Annotated in this window: 16 protein-coding genes and 1 tRNA gene; 8 read left to right on the top strand and 9 right to left on the bottom strand. The window is 42.7% G+C overall.

What is annotated here, in order from left to right; all coding sequences use genetic code 11:
• Nucleotides 1–69 precede the first annotated feature (69 nt).
• Nucleotides 70–2,550 carry a DUF5686 family protein gene (locus BUC17_RS01675; protein ID WP_073360834.1) on the top strand — a complete coding sequence of 827 codons (2,481 nt, stop codon included), beginning with the start codon at nt 70–72 and terminating at the stop codon, nt 2,548–2,550.
• On the opposite strand, the gene BUC17_RS01670 is transcribed toward BUC17_RS01675, so the two are convergent.
• The gene (locus tag BUC17_RS01670; RefSeq protein WP_073360832.1) at nt 2,539–4,812 is read right to left on the bottom strand and encodes a cation:proton antiporter domain-containing protein; all 2,274 of its coding nucleotides are present in this window, start codon (nt 4,810–4,812) and stop codon (nt 2,539–2,541) included. The two genes, BUC17_RS01675 and BUC17_RS01670, sit on opposite strands and share 12 nt — an antisense overlap.
• A 187-nt stretch (nt 4,813–4,999) precedes the next feature.
• On the opposite strand from BUC17_RS01670, the gene BUC17_RS01665 reads away from it, so the two are divergent.
• Genes BUC17_RS01665 through BUC17_RS01650 form a run of 4 tightly spaced genes read left to right on the top strand, consistent with a single transcriptional unit; the run spans nt 5,000 to nt 11,042 of the window.
• Nucleotides 5,000–7,420, top strand: a complete 2,421-nt coding sequence (locus tag BUC17_RS01665; protein ID WP_073360830.1) for an efflux RND transporter permease subunit — start codon at nt 5,000–5,002, stop codon at nt 7,418–7,420.
• 36 nt (nt 7,421–7,456) lie between these two features.
• A complete protein-coding gene (gene asnS / locus BUC17_RS01660; protein WP_073360827.1) occupies nt 7,457–8,890 on the top strand; it encodes an asparagine--tRNA ligase in 1,434 nt (477 codons plus the stop codon).
• A 53-nt stretch (nt 8,891–8,943) separates the two neighbouring features.
• On the top strand, nt 8,944–10,410 hold the full coding sequence (gene rpoN / locus BUC17_RS01655) for an RNA polymerase factor sigma-54 (RefSeq protein ID WP_073360824.1): 1,467 nt from the start codon (nt 8,944–8,946) through the stop codon (nt 10,408–10,410).
• A gap of 26 nt (nt 10,411–10,436) precedes the next feature.
• A complete protein-coding gene (locus BUC17_RS01650; RefSeq protein ID WP_073360822.1) occupies nt 10,437–11,042 on the top strand; it encodes a threonine/serine exporter family protein in 606 nt (201 codons plus the stop codon).
• Here the strand turns inward: BUC17_RS01650 and BUC17_RS01645 are convergent.
• On the bottom strand, nt 11,037–11,759 hold the full coding sequence (locus tag BUC17_RS01645) for a porin family protein (RefSeq protein ID WP_073360819.1): 723 nt from the start codon (nt 11,757–11,759) through the stop codon (nt 11,037–11,039). The genes BUC17_RS01650 and BUC17_RS01645 overlap by 6 nt on opposite strands.
• A gap of 108 nt (nt 11,760–11,867) precedes the next feature.
• Between BUC17_RS01645 and BUC17_RS01640 the strand changes: the two genes are divergently transcribed.
• Both BUC17_RS01640 and BUC17_RS01635 read left to right on the top strand, forming a co-directional pair.
• On the top strand, nt 11,868–12,167 hold the full coding sequence (locus tag BUC17_RS01640) for a nucleotidyltransferase family protein (RefSeq protein WP_073360816.1): 300 nt from the start codon (nt 11,868–11,870) through the stop codon (nt 12,165–12,167).
• The gene (locus BUC17_RS01635) at nt 12,160–12,495 is read left to right on the top strand and encodes a HepT-like ribonuclease domain-containing protein (protein WP_073360813.1); all 336 of its coding nucleotides are present in this window, start codon (nt 12,160–12,162) and stop codon (nt 12,493–12,495) included. Before BUC17_RS01640 ends, BUC17_RS01635 begins: the two co-directional genes overlap by 8 nt.
• Before the next feature lie 580 nt (nt 12,496–13,075).
• Here the strand turns inward: BUC17_RS01635 and BUC17_RS01625 are convergent.
• The 4 genes from BUC17_RS01625 to BUC17_RS01610 all read right to left on the bottom strand — a co-directional run bounded on the left by BUC17_RS01625 (nt 13,076) and on the right by BUC17_RS01610 (nt 16,199).
• Nucleotides 13,076–13,162, bottom strand: a tRNA-Ser gene (locus tag BUC17_RS01625).
• Between the two features lie 47 nt (nt 13,163–13,209).
• A complete protein-coding gene (locus BUC17_RS01620; RefSeq protein WP_073360807.1) occupies nt 13,210–14,238 on the bottom strand; it encodes an asparaginase in 1,029 nt (342 codons plus the stop codon).
• Entirely contained in the window at nt 14,222–15,364 is a 1,143-nt protein-coding gene (locus BUC17_RS01615) for a 1-acyl-sn-glycerol-3-phosphate acyltransferase (protein ID WP_073360804.1), read from the bottom strand. Before BUC17_RS01615 ends, BUC17_RS01620 begins: the two co-directional genes overlap by 17 nt.
• Nucleotides 15,365–15,428: 64 nt before the next feature.
• Nucleotides 15,429–16,199 (bottom strand): TatD family hydrolase, encoded by a 771-nt coding sequence (locus tag BUC17_RS01610; protein WP_073360801.1) that lies wholly within the window; start codon nt 16,197–16,199, stop codon nt 15,429–15,431.
• Nucleotides 16,200–16,276: 77 nt separating this feature from the next.
• On the opposite strand from BUC17_RS01610, the gene BUC17_RS01605 reads away from it, so the two are divergent.
• On the top strand, nt 16,277–16,714 hold the full coding sequence (locus BUC17_RS01605; RefSeq protein WP_073360799.1) for a retropepsin-like aspartic protease: 438 nt from the start codon (nt 16,277–16,279) through the stop codon (nt 16,712–16,714).
• Here the strand turns inward: BUC17_RS01605 and BUC17_RS01600 are convergent.
• The 3 genes from BUC17_RS01600 to BUC17_RS01590 form a co-directional block, all read right to left on the bottom strand.
• Complete coding sequence (locus BUC17_RS01600; protein WP_073360797.1) at nt 16,711–17,970, bottom strand: TCR/Tet family MFS transporter; 1,260 nt, start codon at nt 17,968–17,970, stop codon at nt 16,711–16,713. The two genes, BUC17_RS01605 and BUC17_RS01600, sit on opposite strands and share 4 nt — an antisense overlap.
• A gap of 230 nt (nt 17,971–18,200) precedes the next feature.
• Complete coding sequence (odhB, locus tag BUC17_RS01595; protein ID WP_073360794.1) at nt 18,201–19,433, bottom strand: 2-oxoglutarate dehydrogenase complex dihydrolipoyllysine-residue succinyltransferase; 1,233 nt, start codon at nt 19,431–19,433, stop codon at nt 18,201–18,203.
• A gap of 154 nt (nt 19,434–19,587) precedes the next feature.
• Nucleotides 19,588–22,365, bottom strand: a complete 2,778-nt coding sequence (locus BUC17_RS01590) for a 2-oxoglutarate dehydrogenase E1 component (RefSeq protein ID WP_073360791.1) — start codon at nt 22,363–22,365, stop codon at nt 19,588–19,590.
• Between the last annotated feature and the right edge of the window lie 34 nt (nt 22,366–22,399).

Here is a 22,399-nt window from a genome sequence, read left to right as displayed (position 1 = left end):
TCCGTTATCCTTACTGTTAACGGATTTTTTTATTCCTACTTTTGTACCCATCAAACTAAACAAACGTCCATGAAAAACAGTTGGATTTTCGGGTTGCTTTGGCTAACCCAAATCCTGAGTGCGCAAAAAACAATGCAGGGACAAGTCATCGATTACGATACGACCATCCCGATTGCTTTTGCGATGGTATCCTACCAAAACCAAACGGTGTACACCAATTGGGAGGGTCGTTTTTCATTGGTCATTGACGAAGAAACCAAGCCGATTCAGGTTAGTTACAAAGGCTACCACGACAAAAATCATTACCTCAGCGTGGGTGCTCCCTTTATTTTGATTAAAATGGTTTCCGACCAATCGCAAAAATCGGCTGAAATTTATACCGACAACGAAACCAATGCCATCCTAAAAAAAGTCATCGAAAACCGCGCAAAAAATCAGCCGGAAAAAGTTCTTCAAACCTACGAATACAAAAACTATGAAACGCTTTTGGTGACGGCTAATCCCGATTCTATCTCCACCAAAATTGATACTATTTACAAACCCCGCTGGTTTGGCAAACCCAAAATGGTTTTGGACTCTTCTAATTACAAGTTCAAAAAATTGGTCGAAAAACAACATTTGTACCAAACCGAAAAAGTTAATTTAATTCAGTTCAACAATTACGGCACTAAAGAAACCGTGCTTGCCTCGCGTATGGCAGGCTTCAAAAAACCGCTGTACGAGTATTTGGGATTGAACTTGATTTCGTATTCGTTGTACGATCGGTATTTGGACATATTGGAGGTTACCGTTCAAAACCCGATTTCGTCCTATGGGCGTAAAATGTTTGTTTTTAAAATGGTTGACACCCTTACGATTCAAGGCCGAACAGTTTACCGCATTTATTTTCAACCCAAAAAATTAAACTCCAATAAATTACGTGGATTGTTGTACATCGACGCCGAAAATTTTGCAATTGCTAAAGCCTTTTTTCGGGTGTATGGCATGGTCAATATCAATGCTACCTATACCTTCAACTGGCTCCCAAAACACAACATTTGGTTTCCCGAAAAACGAAAATTGCTCGTGGTTAAAGGAGATAATTCCGAGGATTTAAAATTGTTTGGCGGTACGATCATGTTTAATTCCAGCATTGAAGGATTGGAACAAAACGCCTCCGACCGGATGTACTTGAAATTGGAATCCAAACCGTTTGATGTAAAAATCAACCAAAATGTGGTAACGCGTCAACCCGCTATTCGAATTGATGTCCCCGAATCCAGTATGAGCAAACCCGATGGCTACTGGCGCATCATGCAACGGGACACCCTTGACCGTCGAAAAATGCCCACTTACATCAACATTGACAGTCTGGCTACTGCCGAAAAAATTGAGCATAAAATATTTCTCGGGCGGAAAATTTTTAACGGGTATTTGCCGTTGGGAAAATTTGATTTGGACCTGCGCAGTATTTTAAAATACAACAATTATGAAGGCTTCCGACTTGGTTTTGGGGGAACTACCAACACCCGTTTTTCTGAAAAATATAAGATCGGAGCGTATGTCGCCTACGGTTTAAAAGACGATGCTTTCAAATACCACATCGCGCCTTCACTCTTATTGGACGCCGAGACCAACAGCTGGGCCTCCCTATCGTATACCGATGATGTGGCTGAAATCGGTCAAATACAATTTGCCACTGAAAGCCGGCGTTTTCGTATTTACGACCCGCGTCCCATCAACATTTCTACCTTTTACAATCACAAAACTGCATCAGCCTACTGGGAAAGCAAATACATTCCTAAAACCGATCTTTATGCCGGAATCAGCCGCAGTGCTATCGTTCCCCGTTTTGAATACCAATACCAACAAGGCGATCGATTGCTAGGTGAGTACACCTTAACAACCTTGCAAATGGCAGTGCAATGGAATCCGTTTAGTTCGTATATGCAAACGTCAACCGGGCGTTTGGAAATCAACAAACGATATCCCAAATTTACCCTGCAATTGACCCAAGCCTTTGATCAATTGTTGGGTGCTGATTTTCAGTTTTCAAAAATAGATTTTCGTATCAATCACGAAATCAAGTATTTATCGGGACAAGAAACCGGATTTATCATACAGAGTGGTTTGGTGTTTGGCGAAGCGCCGCTAACCCATTTGTACAGTATTGCCCCAAACAACCTCAACCGCGATGCGTTGTTAAAACGAATTACTATTGCGGGTAAAAACAGCTTTGAAACCATGTTTTTCAATGAATTTTTCTCCAGTCGATACATTAGTTTTCAAGCCCGACACACCTTTAATAAAGTAAAAATTGCATACCGCATCAAACCCGAAATTTCGGTGGTCACCCGCATGGCTTTTGGTACAATGGAAAATAAAGAACGCCATTTAGGATTTACCTACAAAACCTTGGAGGAAGGCTATTTTGAAAGTGGTGTCGAAGTGAACCAACTCTTTAAAGGCTTTGGAATTACCTTTTTTACCCGGTATGGCCCGTATGGTTTAGCTAAATTTGAAGACAACCTTTCGTTGAAAGTGAGTTACAACCTCGATTTAGGGTTTTAAAATCAAAACCGAAGGCACGGTACTCAACCACAAAGACTGGGCATCGACGAGCTGTTTCCAACTTTCCAAACTCACCATCATCAAATCTTGTTTGGCCATGAGTCCTGCTTTCATCTCGTCTTCACGGATAACCGTAACTTTATCAGCACCATAGGATTGTTGCAACGCTGCAATCGCCTTTTCTAGAACAAAATTGGACTTCACATGATTGTTGACATCCAAAAACGTCACGGTGGCTTGGCTGTTGTAGATTAGTTTTTGGGTATAATCCAAGAGAAAAACGTCTTCGGGCGTTACAATGGGAACAAATACATCCTCGACCGTAGAAAGGTCTTTATCAACCAAAATCCCTAAAGGTTTTTTACTATTTGAAATGATAAACCGCGTTCGGTCATCAAAGGGTGAGTTTTCAAACAAGCCTTCTTTTCCTGTAAACTTATCCAGCAAGCGATCGGGATTGATGATTCGAGTGGTAAATCCCAGCACTTTCCCTAACAGTGAACCTTCAAAAATGGACTTCCCAAGTCCGATTAATACCAAATCAAAATTCCCTTCGTTGGCAATTTCGGCAATATCGGTTTCGATGTCCACCGTCGATTTGAGCACGGGTGTAACCTCTTGATTCAATGCTTTGGATTCGGCCAAAATGGGGGCGAAAGTTTCTTGCTCGTATTCTTCAAGGTTGTAGGAGTGAATTTCATCACTTAGGGATAAATGAAGGGCGGTGACTTGCGAATGCTCATTTTGCTTTTTCACAAAACTGTGCGCGAGACGAAGTAGGGATTTCCCCTTTTCATTATTCCCAAAAGAAATTAGGATTTTAAATTTCCCTTCGGAAACAATTTCTTGAGGGAGAATAGCCGCTTTTCGTTTAAAAATAAAATTGATGATATCGATGGCCGGTCCGGTCATAAAAGTCGTTACCAACGCCATAATCACCATCATGGTAAAGATTTCGGGCGACAAAACCCCCAAGTCAAAACCGATATTTAGCACCACCAATTCCATCAAGCCGCGCGTGTTCATCAAGGCACCAATGGTAAGACTATCGCGCCAATTTTGGCCTACAAATCGCGCCGCCAAAGCCGATCCTACGAACTTACCGGCTACGGCCACCAAGATGATATAGCCCGTTATTTTCAACAACTCCGGATCGCTTATGAGTCCGATCTGCGTTCGTAACCCCGTAAAAACAAAGAAGAGCGGTAGGAGTAAAATCAAAGCCACATCCTCTACTTTTTCTATAAAAATATTACGAAATTTGGTACTATCGGGCATAATAGCTCCTGTCATAAACGCTCCAAAAAGCGCATGAATTCCGATCACCTCGGTCATATACGATGAAATGATCAGGGTAAGCAGAAAAATTGCCACAATTGGCTTGCTTAATTCATTTCGGTTGGCATACAAATCGCCGACTTTTTTCAAAAAGGGTTTCACCACAAATAGCATCATCAGTACGTAGAGTGTGGCACATCCAATCACGTACAGCGAACTCATAAATGTTCCCGCTTTGACAATAGCAATTACGGCGGCGAGCAAACACCAAGCTGTGATATCATCGGCAGCAGCACAAGTAATCACAATGGTTCCTAGGCGAGTTTTGTGAATACCGCGTTCTTGCACGATACGGGCCAAAACCGGAAAAGCAGTAATGCTCATGGCAATTCCCATAAACAAACTGAACGCCAAAAACTCCACCCCCGCTGGCGCAAACCGGTGGTAAATGAAATAGGAAAGTCCGATCCCCAACGCAAACGGAAACACAATACTGGCGTGGCTAATCACCACGGCGTCGTTGGCTTTATTTTTCAAGACTTTCAAATCGAGTTCCATCCCAATGACAAACATGAAAAGGATCAAGCCAATTTGACTCAAAAACTGAAGATTTCCCAGAGATTCCACAGGAAAGAGCATCGCTGAATACTCGGGCAAATACATCCCCACAACGGAGGGCCCAAGAAAAATTCCTGCGATGATTTCCCCAATTACCGTAGGCTGTCCAATTTTTCGGAAAATCCAACCAAAAAAACGGGCGACAATGACGATGGTAATGATTTGCAACAATAAAATGGCCAGAGGGTGTTTTAGATTGTGAATAATCGCATCCAAAAATTGATTAAAAAAGGTGTCTTGAGAGGCATTGGAAATGATTCTTCGGCCAATTTCTAACTCTTTCCCTTGGGTAATAATCCAAAACATTAGAGCGGTAAATCCACCGGTAACGCCTAAATAAAACAATGAGTTTTTAAGATTTTTCATAAGGGCAAACTTGTTGTGTCACTTGGTTAACAAAAGTAGGGTAATTTCTTGAAGTTTGTTTTCGTAAAGGTTGCGATTCTTTTTCCAAAAATAAAAAAAGGAACCACTTTATTCGCAGGAAAAGATTCCGTCCTTCTCCGTTTGTTTTCAACGCTTTTCACTACCTTTGCACACCTTTTTTGCGCCTATGAAAAAATTACTCGGCATTGGATTTTGGGAAATAATTGCTCGCATCATCCTAAGAAACCGTTTGGGATTTATTTTTGGGATTGTCTTATTGACGGTCGTATTGGCTATGCAATGGAAACACATTCGATTTTCGAATACCGAGGCCAACTTGATTCCAGCAACCGACCAGGTTAATTTGGACTATAACCAATTTCTAAAGGTTTTTGGGGAAGAAGGAAATGTAATTGTCATCGGTTCAAAAGACCCTAAATTGTTTACGCCCAAGGTTTTTGAAGCCTATACGACTTTGATGGCGAATTTGGCGAAAGACCCCGAAATCGGACTTGTACTTTCGTTGGAGAACCTTAAAATCCTTCGCAAAAATGATTCCTTGGCCCAATTTGAATTGGCCCCTTTTGTGAATAAAACCCAGCTAAAAGACGAAGCGTACTTGAAACAAGCCCGTGCCGAATTGACGCAGCGTTTGCCTTTTTACGAAGGATTATTGTACAGTAAAGACAAAAGTACACTGCGATCGGTGGTGTATATGAAAAAGGAATTGGTCAACACCAAAGCGCGTAAAGACTATATCCTCGGACGTTTTTCGGATAAAATTAATCAGTTTGAACAAGCCACGGGTGTCGATCTTCGGGTATCGGGCATGCCTTACATTCGCTCGTACAATTCGAAAACCATCACCGACGAAATTGGACTGTTCATTGGAGCGGCATTGTTGATAACGTCATTGATTTTCTTCTTCTTTTTCCGATCATTTCGGGCAACATTAATCTCTATGATCATTGTGATTATTGGGGTTATGTGGTCTTTTGGGATTATGGGGGCAATGGGGTACGAAATCACGGTGCTCACAGCGCTGGTACCTACTTTGATGATTGTGATTGGGATTCCCAATTGTATTTTTTTCATCAACAAATACCATCAAGAATATTACAAACACGCCAACAAAGCCAAGGCATTGCAACGGGTAATCACCAAGACGGGGACCGCCACCTTGATGACCAATATTACAACCGCTGTGGGTTTTGCCACGTTTATTGCCACCAACAATGTGCTCTTACAAGAATTTGGTGTGCTTACAACGATCAACATTATTGCGGTGTATGTGCTGAGTCTGTTGCTGATTCCTATTTTCTTTAGTTACATCCCAGCGCCTATTCCGAGGCATTTGGGGCACCTTGAACGCGAATACCTCACCGGTTTTTTTGTGTGGATCGTCAATACCGTCAAGTACAACCGACTGAGTGTTTACATGGTTTCTATTATCCTTTTGATTTTTGGCATTATCGGGATTTATGAAATCAAAATTTCGGGAAGTATCATTGAAGACATGCCCAAGAAAACAGCCTTCTTTGAGGATATTCGTTTTTTTGAAAAAGAATTTGACGGGGTGATGCCGCTGGAAATTATGATAGATACCAAACGGAAAAACGGTGCCTTGCGTGCCACCAATCTCCGTCGTTTGGAAGAGTTGGAAAAAACGCTCACCGACATCCCTGATTTGTCCAAACCGCTTTCAATTGTCAGTGTAGCCAAATATGCTAAGCAAGCCTATTACAACGGAAATCCTGATTATTTTCAGTTGCCCACCGCACAGGAGGAGCCTTTCATAGCCACTTATATTAAAAATACCGCCAAAGGGAAAAATGAAAATCTGTTTAAAAGTTACTTGAGTGACGACAAATCGATTGCGCGCATAACCACCTTTATCAAGGACGAAACGGGAGAAAAAATGCCGGGAATCGAACAGCAGATTCGTCAAAAAACCGACAAACTTTTTCCCAAAGAGCGCTATAATGTGGTGATTACAGGACGCGCTTCGGTTTTTCAAAAAGGAACCAACTACCTTTTGGACAATCTTTTGTCGTCGTTATTGTTTGCCTTTTTCCTCACTGGAGGATTGGTTGCGATTATGTTCCGTTCGTTCAAAATGGTGTTGGTAGCCATCATTCCGAATCTTCTTCCATTATTGATGACCGCAGGGTTGATGGGCTTTTTGGGCATTCCGTTGAAGCCTTCTACGTTGTTGGTGTTTGGTATAGCTTTTGGAATGTCGGTTGATGACACCTTACGCTTTTTGGCACAATACCGATTGGAACTGTCACGTAACGATTGGAAAATTAAAAAATCAGTTTTTGCCACTTTTGATGATGCTGGAATCAGTATGTTTTACACCTCGATTGTCCTGTTTTTTGGGTTTTCGGTTTTCATGCTCTCCGGTTTTGGGGGTACTGTAGCCCTCGGTGGATTGGTGGCTATTACCCTTTGTTTTGGAATGTTGTCCAATTTGGTATTGCTGCCCTCTTTGGTGTTGTCGTTGAACAAAACCTTGGCCAACGAGCAAGAGTTTATCGAACCGACCATCGACATTTTGGAACATACCGATGAAGAATTGGATGCCCTCGAAGAAAAAAAGAATTAAAGTATATTTGTCCTACTCGAAAATCAAGAAATAATCATGAAATATTCAAAGATTAAGGCCTTATTAGAAAGTGAAAAAGGCGGCATAGCAGTGGCCACTCGTGGTTGGGTGAGAACCTTTCGCAACAAACAATTCATTGCTTTGAACGACGGTTCGACGATACACAATATTCAATGTGTGGTTGATTTTGAAAATACGCCTGAAGCTACTTTGAAACGCATTACGACCTCAGCAGCTCTAGACATCCAAGGTACATTGGTAGAAAGCCAAGGGTCGGGACAGAAATACGAAATCCAAGTAACCAAGCTAGAAATTTTAGGCGATTCGGATGCGGAGAAATATCCGATACAACCTAAAAAACATTCCCTTGAGTTTTTACGCGAAAATGCCCACTTACGCGTACGCACCAACACTTTTAGTGCTGTTATGCGTGTGCGCTCGGTATTGGCCTATGCGGTTCACAAATATTTCAATGAAAAAGGATTTTTCTACTTCAATGCGCCCATTATTACGGGAAGTGATGCCGAAGGTGCGGGTGAAATGTTCCGCGTATCGGCTTTACCTTTTGATGGCACACCACGCACAGAAGACGGCAAAGTGAACTTTAAAGAAGATTTCTTTGGTCGTGAAACCAACCTCACGGTTTCGGGTCAATTAGAAGCAGAAACGTATGCCATGGCATTAGGTCAGGTGTATACTTTTGGTCCAACATTCCGTGCGGAGAATTCAAACACCTCACGTCACTTGGCGGAATTTTGGATGATCGAACCCGAAGTGGCCTTCAACGATTTGAACGACAACATGGATTTGGCCGAAGATTTCATTCGCTATGTGATCAAATATACAATGGAAAACTGTGCCGATGATTTGAAATTCTTGGAACAACGTTTGATCGATGAAGAAAAAAACAAACCCCAAGCCGAACGCAGTGAAATGGCTTTGTTGGAGAAATTGAACTTTGTCTTGGAAAATAATTTTATTCGAATTTCATATACCGAGGCGATAGACATTTTGAAAAATTCGAAACCGAATAAAAACAAAAAATTCCAATACCTCATTGAAGAATGGGGAGCCGATTTACAAAGTGAACACGAACGTTATTTGGTGGAAAAACACTTCAAATCGCCCGTGATCTTGTTTGATTATCCCGCCAAAATAAAAGCGTTCTACATGCGTTTGAATGAAGACGGACAAACGGTACGCGCTATGGATATTTTATTCCCAGGCATTGGCGAAATTGTGGGTGGATCACAACGAGAGGAACGTTTGGATGTGTTGATCGAAAAAATGAACGCATTAGGCATTCCCGAAGAAGAATTATGGTGGTATTTGGATACCCGCCGTTTCGGAACCGCTATCCACTCGGGCTTTGGCTTAGGCTTTGAGCGTTTGGTCTTATTTGTAACGGGAATGACAAACATCCGCGACGTGATTCCATTCCCAAGAACTCCACAAAACGCCGAATTTTAATCGTTTTTTGAACAACTTGAAACCTGAAACCTGAAACCTGAAACTTCATCTTCATGTTAAAACAAAACCTTCAATTTAAACTCTCACAAAAACTGTCCCCGCAGCAGATTCAGTTGATGAAACTGATTCAGTTGCCGACCCAAGCTTTTGAACAACGTTTAAAAGAAGAATTAGTAGAAAATCCGGCCCTAGAAGGGAGCACGGATCAAGAGGAATTGTATGAAAAAGAGGAGTTTGATTCGCAAGACGATTACGATGAATACGATGGAAACGAATCGATTGAAGCCGACGATATAAATATCGATGAATACCTCAGCGACGATGAAATTCCCGACTATAAATTGGCGGCCAACAACTACAGCGACGACGATGACGATCGCGAATCTCCCTTGGCAGCAGCGGTTAGTTTTCACCAAGATTTACTGAATCAATTGCAAACCTTTATTTTGAATGATACCGAAATGGAGGTAGCCGAGTTTGTGGTGGGTTCGATTGATGACGATGGATACCTTCGCCGAAGTATTCAAGATATGGTCGACGATATGGCCTTTACACAAGGGATTTACACCGATGAAAAAACCGTCGAGCGCATCCTTAAATCCATCATTCACGAGTTGGAACCTTCAGGAGTAGGCGCGCGTGATTTACAAGAATGTCTGTTATTACAGTTGAAACATAAAACCCCTACGGAGTCGATTGCTTTGGCCACACGCATCATCGACGAGCAGTTTGACGCATTCACCAAAAAACATTACGAAAAATTACTTACAAAATATAGCATCAGTCAGGACCAATTAAAAAAAGCTATCTCCGAAATCGAGAAATTAAATCCCAAACCGGGAGGAAGCTTTTCAGGCAGTCGAGTTACTGAAAATATTGTGCCAGACTTTATGATTCGCGTAGTCGATGGCGAACTTGAATTGACCTTAAACGGTCGAAATGCCCCTACGCTTCACGTTTCCCGCGACTATCAAGAAATGTTGCAAACCTACAAGGATTCCCGGGATAAATCCGCGGCACAAAAAGACGCCGTGCAGTTCATTAAACAAAAATTGGATTCGGCCAAATGGTTTATTGATGCCATAAAACAGCGGCAAGAAACCCTATTTGTTACGATGAATGCGATCATGCATTTTCAATACGATTACTTTTTGGAAGGCGATGAATTGAAAATCAAACCCATGATTTTGAAAGACATTGCCGATATGGTGGGCTTGGATATTTCTACCGTTTCGCGCGTGGCCAACAGCAAATATGTAGAAACACCTTACGGAACCAAATTGATCAAAGAATTCTTTTCAGAGGCCATGAAAAACGACCAAGGTGAAGATGTTTCTACTTTGGAAATCAAAAAAATCCTGAAAACCGTCATCGAAGAAGAGGACAAAAGCAAACCCTTACCCGATGATCAATTGGCAGAAATATTAAAAGAAAAAGGCTACCCTATTGCCCGTCGTACGATTGCCAAATACCGGGAACAGTTGGACATTCCTGTGGCGCGTATGCGAAAGAAAATTTAGGAGTACTACCTAATGACAACCGACTTGTGAAAAAAATACTTCCTTTTTTTTCCTACCTCTTCCACCCCATTTTCATTCCGCTTTTGGGATGTCTGGTTTATATTGCTTTTAGCGAACGCTTTTATTCGCAAGAACAGTACTTTTTGTTGTTGTTTCAGGTCGTCATTATTACCTTTTTCTTGCCGCTATCGTTCTTTTATCTTTTACGCACCTTTGGGAAAGTAGATTCCATTATGATGTCGGAGGTACAGCAACGAAAAATTCCTTTGGTCATGCAAATGGTGCTAACCTATATTTTGATCCAAAAAAGCATTACGATAGAGCGCTTTCCCGAACTATACTTTTTCTTTTTGGGCGGATTTGTAAGTACGTTTATTGTTTTTCTCTTGTTGTACATTCGATTCAAGGCAAGCATACACATGGTCGCGATTAGTGCACTGACTTTTTTTGTGATCGGACTCAGCGTTCATTTTCAAATCAATATCCTGTATACCATAGCGAGTCTATTTTTACTCTCGGGATTGATCGCCTCTTCGCGTTTGTATATGAAAGCGCATACCAGTTTGGAGTTAATGGTCGGGTATACTTGTGGTGTTATCCCTCAAGTGGTGTTTTGGTATGCGTGGTTATAGGATGTAAAATTGAAGTCCGATATTCAAATTCCGCAAATTCATTGGCACACCATTGACTTCCGCACTTTTGTATAAGGCATTTAGACCATAATACAGGTAAAGATTCCATGTATTCCACCCTGCTGTCAAGTAACAGCCGTATAATAGTTTGTTCAAATCGGGATTGTTGCGAAAGGTAACCGATTGCACGTCATTTTGAAAACGATAGGTATCGGCTAGGAGGTAACTCACTTTAAAGCCGGTATAAATGCGCCAAAACTTATGACTACTTAGCGTTGAAGCCCGCCAACGAAATTCCAAAGGCACTTCAATAAAATGTTGTGTAAGGCGATTGCGTTGGAAAAAAGTATCCCCAGAAATCAGCTCATAAGTATAGGCCGTGCCATTAGGAGTAGGGTTTGGGTACTGGTACAAATTGTGATTATACACGGCCAAGCTATACCCTAAACCCAAAGCAACGGCATAGGTTCGCGCTTTATTGATAGGCATATCGCGTAAAAATCCAATTCCGATTCCTGGGGAGAATTTTTTCTGGGATAGTCCGTCCAAATTTCCAGCCGTGTTGTAGGTAAAGGTAAAATAAAATTGATCTTCGCGATACAAGGAATCTACCACCTTGATTTCAGGCTCAAGCGGTTGCTCCTCTTGTGCTTCTAGCGAAAAGGGCAATAGGAATCCAAAAATTCCCCAACATAAATACGTCCAAAACTTTTTCAAGGCGCTGCCATTAGTGTGTACAAAACTACACAAAAAATTAGCAAGCCCACGATGGATTGTGTGTAATTAAACGATGTGAATTAACTGCTATTTTGTATTTTTGAATTAATGATTTTAATTTATAAAAATATTGAACTGATAAAGTTGCTTTGCAAAACACACAACGTAAAGCGTTTGTATGCTTTTGGTTCAATTTTAACAGATCAGTTTAACGAAGAAAGTGATATCGATTTAATTGTTGATTTCAATGATATCGAGTTACTAGATTACGCTGATAATTATTTTGACCTGAAGTTTTCTCTTGAGGACAGCTTGAAAAGACCAATCGATTTAATTGAAGAAAAAGCGATAAAAAATCCTTATTTCAAAAGGGCAATCGAAAAAAATAAGCAATTGATTTATGGATGATTATATTTTTGCTTGGCTGTTCGATATAAAATCTTCCATTGAGGAAATTGAAAGTTATTTTCCAAACGGCAAGGATTTTCAACAATATCATGAAGATTTAAAAACAAAACGAGCTGTTGAGAGGAATATTGAAATTATTGGGGAAGCTATGAGTAGAATATTGAAAGTGAATCCCGAGATTACAATTTCAAATTCAAGAAAAATTGTTGACGCGAGAAATAAAATAATTCATGGATATGATGAAATTTCAGACGATGTGATTTGGGGAATTGTAATCAATAATCTTCCTCTCTTAAAAAGCGAAATTGAAAATCTTTTACCAGAATAGTTTTTCACGAAAGCCCTTAAACCACTTAGGCTGAGTTGTGTCGGTCTCATACCATTTATTTCAGTAACTTTTACTTAGTGATAAAAATGAATCCGAGTTAAACCTTGCAACCCAAGGGCAGCGCTACGCACTATGCCCTTTTTGTATCCAGAAAACCCTTCAAAAGCAGCGGGATTACTTACGTAATCCCCCGTAACGGGATTACTCGCGTGATCCCCATTTAGGAATCCGGTACAACCCAAGGGCAGCGCTACGCACTACGCCCTTTTTGTATCCAAAAAACCCTTCAAAAGCAGCGGGATTACTTACGTAATCCCCCGTAACGGGATTACTCGCGTGATCCCCATTTAGGAATCCGGTACAACCCAAGGGCAGCGCTACGCACTACGCCCTTTTTGTATCCAAAAAACCCTTCAAAAGCAGCGGGATTACTCGCGTGATCCCAATTGGGGATTCCGGTACAACCCAAGGGCAGCGCTACGCACTACGCCCTTTTTGTATCCAAAAAACCCTTCAAAAGCAGAGCTTTTGGGGTTTTTTGGATACAAAAAGGGCAGGCCACCGGCCTGCCCATGTCTTGCAGAGAGGAAGGGATTCGAACCCTCGATGCAGTTACCCACATACAAACTTTCCAGGCTTGCTCCTTCAACCACTCGGACACCTCTCTAATTTGGATTGCAAATTTGATGTATTTTTCGCAATAATCAAAATGTTTTACGAAATCATTTCGCCCCGCAAAGAGGTTTCAAATATGGTCTTAAATACCTTAGGAGCTACCTGTTGTCCCAATAAATACATGAGTTTAGTGACTGCTGCCTCGGTGGTTATATCTTTTCCTGAAATGACCCCAATTTGCTTCAACTGCGTACTTGTTTCATACTGTCCCATGTTTACACTTCCCCCCGAACATTGCGTTACATTCACAATCGGGAGTCCGTGTTGAATAGCTTTCTGTAAAATAGAAATAAACCACGCCTCCGTTGGAGCATTCCCCGATCCGTAGGTTTCTAGAATCAGGCCATGCAAGTTGGGGATGGCCACAACCGCCTCTAAAACCGCCGCCGTAATACCCGGAAACATTTTTAAAACCACGACATGAGCATCCATCATTTTATGAACCGCCAATCCTTTTTTGGTGGGGGGTAACAACGCAGCTGTGTTTACATTCAAATGCACTCCCGACTCCGCCAAAGCGGGATAATTGGGCGATGTAAAAGCATTAAAATGTTCGGCATTGATTTTGGTCGTGCGATTTCCACGGTATAACTTGTATTCAAAATACAAACAAACCTCCTGAATTACGGGTTTCCCCTTTTGCTGTAACGAAGCAATTTGTATGGCGGTAATTAAATTTTCCTTGGCATCGGTACGCAAGTCGCCAATCGGTAACTGTGAACCTGTAAACACCACGGGTTTGGCTAAGTTTTCGAGCATAAAACTCAAGGCCGAAGCCGAATACGACATGGTATCAGAGCCGTGTAAAACCACAAATCCATCGTAAGCATCGTAATGGGATTCAATAAGCGTAGCAATTTCTTCCCACCGTTGGGGGTTCATATTGGAGGAATCTATCGGATGGGAAAAAGAAACTGTATCGATATGGCAATCCAACTGCTTGATTTCGGGAATTTTTTGCAGCAACTTGGCAAAATTGAAGGCTTTGAGGGCACCGGTTTTGAAATCTTTCATCATTCCAATGGTGCCGCCCGTGTAGACCAATAGTATATTAGGCTTGACTTGCATGACGGTATTTCAATTGATTGATTACCGGATTGGCATACATCGCCAAAAATCCCTCACGCATCACTTCATTGTTGCCATCAATACGCATTTCCAAACGCCGTTCAAAAAGCGATTTCTCCGCTTCGGTATACTCGTTGGCATAGGTGTCGGTATGGTGCAATAAATCGTAAGCAATATAATTTGTTGGCCACAGCTTATACGATTGTAAAATAGAATCGTCGATCACTTGCGCCAAGGCTTGAATTTGTTTGTTGGTATTGTCGTTTTCCGCTTGAATCTGATCCAATTCGGTGTCTATAATTTTTCCCACATGCAAATGAATACGCTTCTTTTGACCAATGATGCCACTCAATAACGTGATAAAATCTTCGTTTTTTTCTTTGATATAAATCTCTTCACGCGCTTCCGCCATCAATTGCGGCATCTTCAATGCATCGGTAGGATCGTATTCGTACGAAATGGAAACGGGAACAATCTTTATCTTTTTAAAATAATCCAAGACATTCTTCTCATCCGACCCCATCGCCAACATCTTCAATACGCCACTGTGGGTAGCATCATTGCCATCTTTGGTACGACCTTCGCGTTGGGCTATCCACACCGAACGATTTTCGCGGAGTAATAATTGTGCAATGTATTCAGACATCAGTTTGGAACTTTCCAACAACTCTCTCGGGGGTAATCCGCGTTGTACCACAAAATTTCGGTTTAACTTGGACAAGGTTTTTAAAAAATCTTTCTTGACCAAATTATCCCCAATAGCAGAAGCCGTCATCACCAAACCGTGATCAAAAAGGCACACGTTTAAAATAGAGGTGTCTAAAATAATATCCCGGTGATTGGAAATAAACAAGTACGAAGTATTGGGTTCCAAGGTTTCAAACCCAGAAGTAGACAAGCCGTCCGAACTCTTCTCCAACACTTTTTGAACCGCTTGATAGGCAAAATTGATTTGAAAATCACGAATGGAATGGGTGCGCAATAATTGGGCTTTCCAAACCTCTTCATCCACGTTAGGATAGGCAAAATTCATCAACGCTTTCATCATCGGATGGTTGGCCACCGCCTGAAGCGCCGCATTAACTTCCGCATCGTAAAACGGACGAATGGCATCGAACTTTTGCATGGGTTTTTGTTTGATTAGGATAACAAAAGAACAAAAAAATAATGACTTTTCGGTCAAATGAGTGTTATATTCCGAACACGTTTTGTGCGTTTTTGGTCGTTATTTCTGCAATCTCTGTTAAGGTAACGCCATAAATCTCGGCCAATTTTTGAGCCACCAATACGGTGTAACTACTCTCATTCCGTTTGCCTCGATACGGCACAGGAGCCAAATACGGCGCATCGGTTTCCAAAACAAGATGTTCGAGGTCTATTTGATTCAAAAACTGATCGATCTTGCCATTTTTAAACGTCACCACACCGCCAATACCTAACTTCATGCCCAATCCAATCGCGCGTTGGGCCTGTTCAAAATCACCTGTGAAACAATGAAAAATTCCAAATAATTCTGGAGACCGTTCGCTTTCTAACACCGCAAACACTTCCTCAAAAGCCTCGCGACAATGAATGTTTATAGGTAATTTCATCGCTTTCGCCCATCGAATTTGCTGTCGAAAAGCCTCCTGTTGAATGGCCAAGGTCGTTTTATCCCAATACAAGTCAATACCGATTTCCCCCACTGCACAGTACTTTTGGGTTTCAAGCTGTTGCAACACCCCCGCCAATTCCCGTTCATAGGTTTCTGGTTTAACATAACACGGATGCAAGCCCATCATCAAAAACACGTGGTCGGGGTATTGCGCCTGTAAATCCCACATTTTTTGGGTATACGAAGCATCAATAGACGGCACAAACAAACGACGCACTCCCGACGCCAAGGCACGATGCATCATGGCGTCTCGGTCGTTTCCAAATTCTTCCGAATACAAATGGGTATGGGTATCTGTGAATAGCATGGCCAAAATTTTGCGGCAAAGGTACAAAGGAAAGCGAATCCTAAGCGCGTATTCCGAGATATTCCTACCTTTGTCCTATGAATCAAATTCCCGACATTTTACACCAACAAGGCTACAAATCCATCCCCTTTCGCGTGACCAAAACGCAACATTTGGTCCTTCATGCAAAAATCAATGGCGTTCGTGGACGGTTCATTTTAGATACCGGCGCCAGCAACAGTTGCCTGGGTTTTGAAAGCGTCGAAAAATTTCATGTTCAAACCCAACACTCCTCAACCAAAGCCGCAGGAGCTGGAGCAACAGGGCTTCACACCGAACAATCAGTGCACAACGTGCTGCAACTTGGCCGATGGAAAAACCGTCATTTTCCGCTCATTGTTTTGGATTTAACACATGTAAACACTGCCCTGCAACACTATAAGGTCAAACCCGTTGATGGCATTATTGGTGCCGATGTATTGCTGGAAGGTCAAGCCCTCATCGATTACAACCTGAAGCAATTGTTCTTACGTTAAGCCTTTTTGCGTAAAGTCATAAACGAAATAATGGTACTCACCAACATCAAAAGGCCTCCCAACACAAAAGGTGCCCCCGCAAATTGAAACGGGGCTTGGTCGTGGGTAAAAAAGTAAAATAACGACGTCATTAACGGTGGCCCTACGATAGCCGAAGCGCTCATCAAACTCGATAGGGTGCCTTGAATTTCGCCTTGTTCATTCGCAGGTACTTTTCCCGAAATCACCGACTGCATGGCCGGACCCGCGATTCCACCCAAACAATAGGGAATCAAAAAGACAAATAGCATCCACCCTTCCGTAGCAAAAGCAAACAAAAACATCCCAATCGTATACAACGCGTTGCCTACATAAATACTTTTCTCATTGCCGAGCTTAGGGTTAATCCAGCGAATCAAACCGCCTTGCACCAACCCCACTAAGAGTCCGATAACCCCCAACGAAATTCCAATCATCCGCTCTTGCCACCCAAACTTATACATGGTAAAAAAGCTCCAATTGCTGTGCACCGCATGGGAAGCCACATACAATAAGAAAATGGAAACCACCAACGGAATCAATACGGGGTACTTGCGTAAATTCAGAAAAGCGCCAATCGGATTCGCGCGTTTCAAACTAAAATTTCGTCGGTTCTCTGGCGCTAGCGATTCGGGTAAAATAAAGAAGCCGTATAAAAAGTTCAACAAACACAACACCGCTGCGGCATAAAACGGTACCCGCGCCCCATATTGACCCAACAAACCGCCCAATACGGGACCGATGATAAAGCCCAATCCAAAAGCCGCCCCAATCATACCAAAATTTTTCGCGCGATTCTCAGGCGTACTCACATCGGCAATATAGGCCGAGGCTGTTGTAATACTCGCGCCCGTCAAACCGGCTATGATGCGCCCAATAAACAACCACGTAATCGTAGGTGCAAAAGCCAACAACAGGTAATCCATCGAAAACGCCAAAAGCGAGAGCAAAATAATCGGGCGTCGTCCAAATTTGTCGCTCAAATTCCCCACCAAGGGTGCGCACACAAACTGGGTAATGGCATAGGCAAACGTGAGCCAACCCCCAATTTTGGAAGCTTCACTCACATCGCCATGAATCAATTCTTGAATGAGTTTCGGGATCACCGGAATAATAATTCCCCACCCCGTAATATCGATAAGCATCGTGATAAAAATGAATCCGATGGCGGCTGACTTGTTTTTTTGCATTGTTCTGTTGGTTTGGGCGTGCCCCCGCCATTGACTATTTTTTTCCATGTCAATCCTCGGCGCGGGGTCGCGCTATCCGCAGTATCTGCCTTCCTTTCGTCGGGCAGGATACTTGCTCCTATCGCTCACGCAGCTGCAAAGAAAAGAAATTCTCTGCGATAAATTGCCGTTGCCTGCAAGTTGCTTTCCCCAAAGAATCAACACCAAAAAAAATCCCAAACCTTTTGGGTTTGGGATTTTTACATATAGAGGCGCCTCATCCGAGGACGGTAGAAACCCTACAGCTCTAAAGCCTTCTTAGGGTTATTATTCATCAAAATCTCTACTGGATTTTCTAAAGCTTCTTTAACGGCCACCAAGAATCCCACCGACTCACGTCCGTCGATAATACGGTGGTCATACGATAAGGCTACATACATTACGGGTGCAATCACGATTTGACCGTTGCGCACGATAGGACGATCTACTACATTGTGCATTCCTAAAATACCCGATTGCGGGGGATTGATAATAGGCGTACTCAACATACTTCCGAAAACTCCACCGTTGGAAATGGTAAACGTTCCTCCGGTCATTTCATCAACCGTGATTTGTCCGTCACGTGCACGAATCGCCAAACGCTTGATTTCAGCTTCTACTCCACGGAAGGATAAGGTTTCTGCGTTACGAACCACAGGAACCATCAACCCTTTGGGTCCAGAAACAGCTACAGAAATATCACAGAAATCAAAAGAAACTTTCTCTTGTCCGTCGATCATCGAGTTTACATCGGGATATAATTGCAAGGCACGGGTAACGGCTTTGGTAAAGAACGACATAAAGCCTAATCCTAAACCGTGTTTGTTTTTGAATTCGTCTTTAAATTGATCACGCAACGCATAGATATTGGTCATATCCACTTCGTTGAACGTCGTCAACATAGCAGTTTCGTTTTTCGCAGACACTAAACGTTCGGCTACTTTACGACGCAACATCGATAATTTAGTACGATCCGATCCGCGGTTACCCCCCGTTGGTGTTCCCATAGAAGGTACGGCATTGATAGCATCTTCTTTGGTGATGCGTCCGCCTTTACCGGTACCCACGATATCGGAGGGTTGCATGTTTTTCTCTTCTAAAATTTTACGCGCTGCTGGCGAAGGCGTTTGTGCGGCATAGGTTGCAGCGGGAGCTGGAGCTGGAGCCGGTGCGGGAGCTGCTTTGGGCGCTTCTGCTGCTGGTTTTGCTTCTTCTTTGGCAGGAGCTGCTGCGGGAGCGCCACCTGCTGGTTTTGCTGCAGCGGTATCAATAAGGCAAACCACAGCGCCAACGGCAACTGCATCCCCTTCTGATGCTTTTAAAGTGATAATTCCACTGGCCTCAGCCGGTAATTCCAAAGTGGCTTTGTCCGAGTCTACCTCAGCGATCGCTTGGTCTTTCTCTACATAATCACCATCTTGGACTAACCAGGTAGCGATTTCCACTTCTTTAATCGATTCGCCCGGAGAAGGCACTTTCATTTCTAAAATCATAATCCTTTAGTTTAAAAGTTTTGTATTGTATGTGTTGTTCTTTAATGGAACGTTATTAATTGCAGGTTGCCCTAGCCCCGATTGAAGCAAGTATCCTTGCCATCCTGTAAGGTGGGAAGATACTGCGGAAAGCGGGAAATAGCTCCTAAAAAAATTAGGAACGGAATAAATTTTTATCAAATACCATACGGATCGCATCGGCGTGACGACGGCGGTCACGGGTATGACTACCGGCTGCTGGTGCGGCATAGGCTTTCAGCGAAGCCAAGCGCCAAGGTACTAAATCAAAATTCATCAACATATAGCCGTAAGCGCCCATATTTTTTGGTTCTTCCTGAGCCCAAACGTAATCATCGGCATTTGGATAAGACGCGATGATTTCTTTCAATTGGTCAACAGGAAGTGGGAACAACTGTTCGATACGCACCAAAGCGACGTCATTTCGGCCCAAGTTTTCGCGCTCGGCCAAGATGTCGTAATAGAACTTACCGGTACAGAATACAACGGTTTTTACGTTTTTCTTATCCACGGTGTTATCGTCAATCGTTTCTTGGAAATGACCTTTTGCCAATTCATCAACGGTGGACACACACAACGGGTGACGCAACAAACTCTTGGGGGAGAATACCACCAACGGTTTGCGGAATTTCGTTTTCATTTGACGACGCAACAAGTGGAAGAAGTTGGCTGGTGTCGTACAATCGGCAACATACATATTGTGGCGCGCGCACAATTGTAAATAGCGCTCCATGCGTGCTGACGAGTGTTCGGCTCCTTGTCCTTCATAACCGTGTGGCAACAAAAGTACGATACCGTTTTGGTTGTTCCATTTGTCTTCACCACAAGAAATGTATTGGTCAATCATGATTTGGGCACCGTTGGAGAAATCCCCAAACTGCGCTTCCCAAATGGTCAAGGCATTCGGATTGGCTAAGGCATACCCATAGTCAAATCCTAAAACACCGTATTCGGAAAGGAAGGAATTGAAAATATGGAATTTTCCTTTTTTCCCTTTCAAGGTGTCTAATAAAACGACTTCTTCTTCGCTGTCTTCCACCTTCACGACGGCATGACGGTGCGAGAAGGTGCCGCGCTCGACATCCTGACCTGAAATACGTACATCATAACCTTCTAGCAATAAGGTTCCGTAGGCCAAGGTTTCAGCCGTTCCCCAATCCAAGGTATTGTTATCGTACATGGTTTTACGATCGGTAACAATTTTTTGGATTTTGCTAATGAACTTTTTATCAGCGGGTAAGGTAGAAACTGTTTCGATAATTTGATCCAATTTCTTGCGGTCAAATTTGGTGTCAACACGCTTCAACATTTCATCATCGGAGACTTGTACGAAGCCTTTCCATTCGTCTTGCATGAACGGCGTGATGATGGTTTTATCTTTTTTGCGCGAGGCTTGGAGATTTTCATCCAACTTCGCTTTGTAGTCATTTTCAATTTTGGTCAGGTATGCCGCATCGACAATACCTTGCGTTATCAATTTCTCGGCATAGATATCACGCGGATTTTTATGACGGGAAATGATTTTGTACAATACAGGTTGCGTAAAACGCGGTTCGTCCCCTTCATTGTGTCCGTATTTACGGTAGCCCAACAAATCGATGAACACGTCGCGCTTAAATTGCATACGGAAATCGAGTGCAAACAACATGGCATGCACCACGGCTTCGGTATCATCTGCATTGACGTGCAATACAGGTGACAACGTTACTTTGGCCACATCGGTACAATAGGTTGACGAGCGAGCATCCAAATAATTGGTGGTAAAACCTACTTGGTTGTTGATTACAATGTGAATGGTTCCACCCGTTTTGTACCCGTCGAGTTGCGACATTTGTATAATTTCATACACGATTCCTTGACCGGCTACCGCAGCATCACCATGCACGGCGATGGGTAATACTTTGGAGAAATCGTCAGGGTAGTATTTATCTTGTTTGGCACGGGTAATTCCTTCAATCACAGCCCCTACGGTTTCAAGGTGCGACGGATTGGGTGCCAAATTGATGTTGATTTTTTTGCCCGATTTGGTTTTGCGCTCAGCGGTCAAGCCCAAATGGTATTTTACGTCGCCATCAAAATATTCTTTATCGTAATCTTTTCCGTCAAATTCAGAGAAAATATCTTGAGTAGGTTTCCCAAAAATATTGGCCAACACGTTCAAACGACCGCGGTGGGCCATCCCCATCACAAATTGCTCCACACCTTTTTCGGCGGCGGCATCAATGACAGCATCCAAACCGGGAATCAAACTTTCTCCTCCTTCTAGGGAGAAGCGTTTTTGTCCAACATATTTGGTGTGTAAAAAGTTTTCAAAAGCTACGGCTTCGTTCAGTTTACCCAAGATGTGCTTTTTTTCATCGGCATTGAAATTGGGCAAATTATCATTAATGTTTAGACGGTCTTGAATCCACTGAATCACTTCGGGTGTACGCATGTACATGTACTCAATACCGATGTGTTGACAGTACACATTTTTTAAATGCGCCAAAATCGCTTTTAAAGTAGTGGGTGGGTGACCCAAAGCGCGGGCGGCATCAAAAACGGTATCTAAATCAGAGGTGGATAAACCAAAATTCTCGATGTCTAGATTGGGACTATACACGCGGCGTTCCCGCACCGGATTGGTCTCGGTAAATAAGTGGCCTCGGGTACGATAGGCATCGATAAGTTTTAAAACATTAAATTCTTTTTGCAACTTCTCAGAGGTTGCGGCAGTTCCAGCATCACTGTTGGCATAAACGACCAATTGTTCTCCCGCATTATCCGTATCGCTGTAGTGCTCTAGGGCAAAGTCAAAACCTTGAAAAAAAGCGCGCCAACTGGGCTCTACGCTATCGGGACTAACGAGGTATTGTTCGTATAAATCTGCAAAAAATTGCGTGTGTGCTGCATTTAAAAAGGAAAACCGATCCATGCTATAGTTGGGTATGTAGACTTGTTGTGTGAAA

This window comes from Flavobacterium fontis (genome assembly GCF_900129405.1).
Classification (GTDB): Bacteria; Bacteroidota; Bacteroidia; order Flavobacteriales; family Flavobacteriaceae; genus Flavobacterium; species Flavobacterium fontis.
This window is presented reverse-complemented; position numbering and strand designations above follow the sequence as displayed.

Bases quoted from the DNA above. Each gene is read 5' to 3' on its own strand.
- BUC17_RS01675 (WP_073360834.1), top strand. From the start codon at position 70: ATGAAAAACAGTTGGATTTTCGGGTTGCTTTGGCTAACCCAAATCCTG.
- BUC17_RS01670 (WP_073360832.1), bottom strand. From the start codon at position 4,812: ATGAAAAATCTTAAAAACTCATTGTTTTATTTAGGCGTTACCGGTGGA.
- BUC17_RS01665 (WP_073360830.1), top strand. From the start codon at position 5,000: ATGAAAAAATTACTCGGCATTGGATTTTGGGAAATAATTGCTCGCATC.
- asnS (WP_073360827.1), top strand. From the start codon at position 7,457: ATGAAATATTCAAAGATTAAGGCCTTATTAGAAAGTGAAAAAGGCGGC.
- rpoN (WP_073360824.1), top strand. From the start codon at position 8,944: ATGTTAAAACAAAACCTTCAATTTAAACTCTCACAAAAACTGTCCCCG.
- BUC17_RS01640 (WP_073360816.1), top strand. From the start codon at position 11,868: ATGATTTTAATTTATAAAAATATTGAACTGATAAAGTTGCTTTGCAAA.
- BUC17_RS01635 (WP_073360813.1), top strand. From the start codon at position 12,160: ATGGATGATTATATTTTTGCTTGGCTGTTCGATATAAAATCTTCCATT.
- BUC17_RS01620 (WP_073360807.1), bottom strand. From the start codon at position 14,238: ATGCAAGTCAAGCCTAATATACTATTGGTCTACACGGGCGGCACCATT.
- BUC17_RS01615 (WP_073360804.1), bottom strand. From the start codon at position 15,364: ATGCAAAAGTTCGATGCCATTCGTCCGTTTTACGATGCGGAAGTTAAT.
- BUC17_RS01610 (WP_073360801.1), bottom strand. From the start codon at position 16,199: ATGCTATTCACAGATACCCATACCCATTTGTATTCGGAAGAATTTGGA.
- BUC17_RS01605 (WP_073360799.1), top strand. From the start codon at position 16,277: ATGAATCAAATTCCCGACATTTTACACCAACAAGGCTACAAATCCATC.
- BUC17_RS01600 (WP_073360797.1), bottom strand. From the start codon at position 17,970: ATGGAAAAAAATAGTCAATGGCGGGGGCACGCCCAAACCAACAGAACA.
- odhB (WP_073360794.1), bottom strand. From the start codon at position 19,433: ATGATTTTAGAAATGAAAGTGCCTTCTCCGGGCGAATCGATTAAAGAA.
- BUC17_RS01590 (WP_073360791.1), bottom strand. From the start codon at position 22,365: ATGGATCGGTTTTCCTTTTTAAATGCAGCACACACGCAATTTTTTGCA.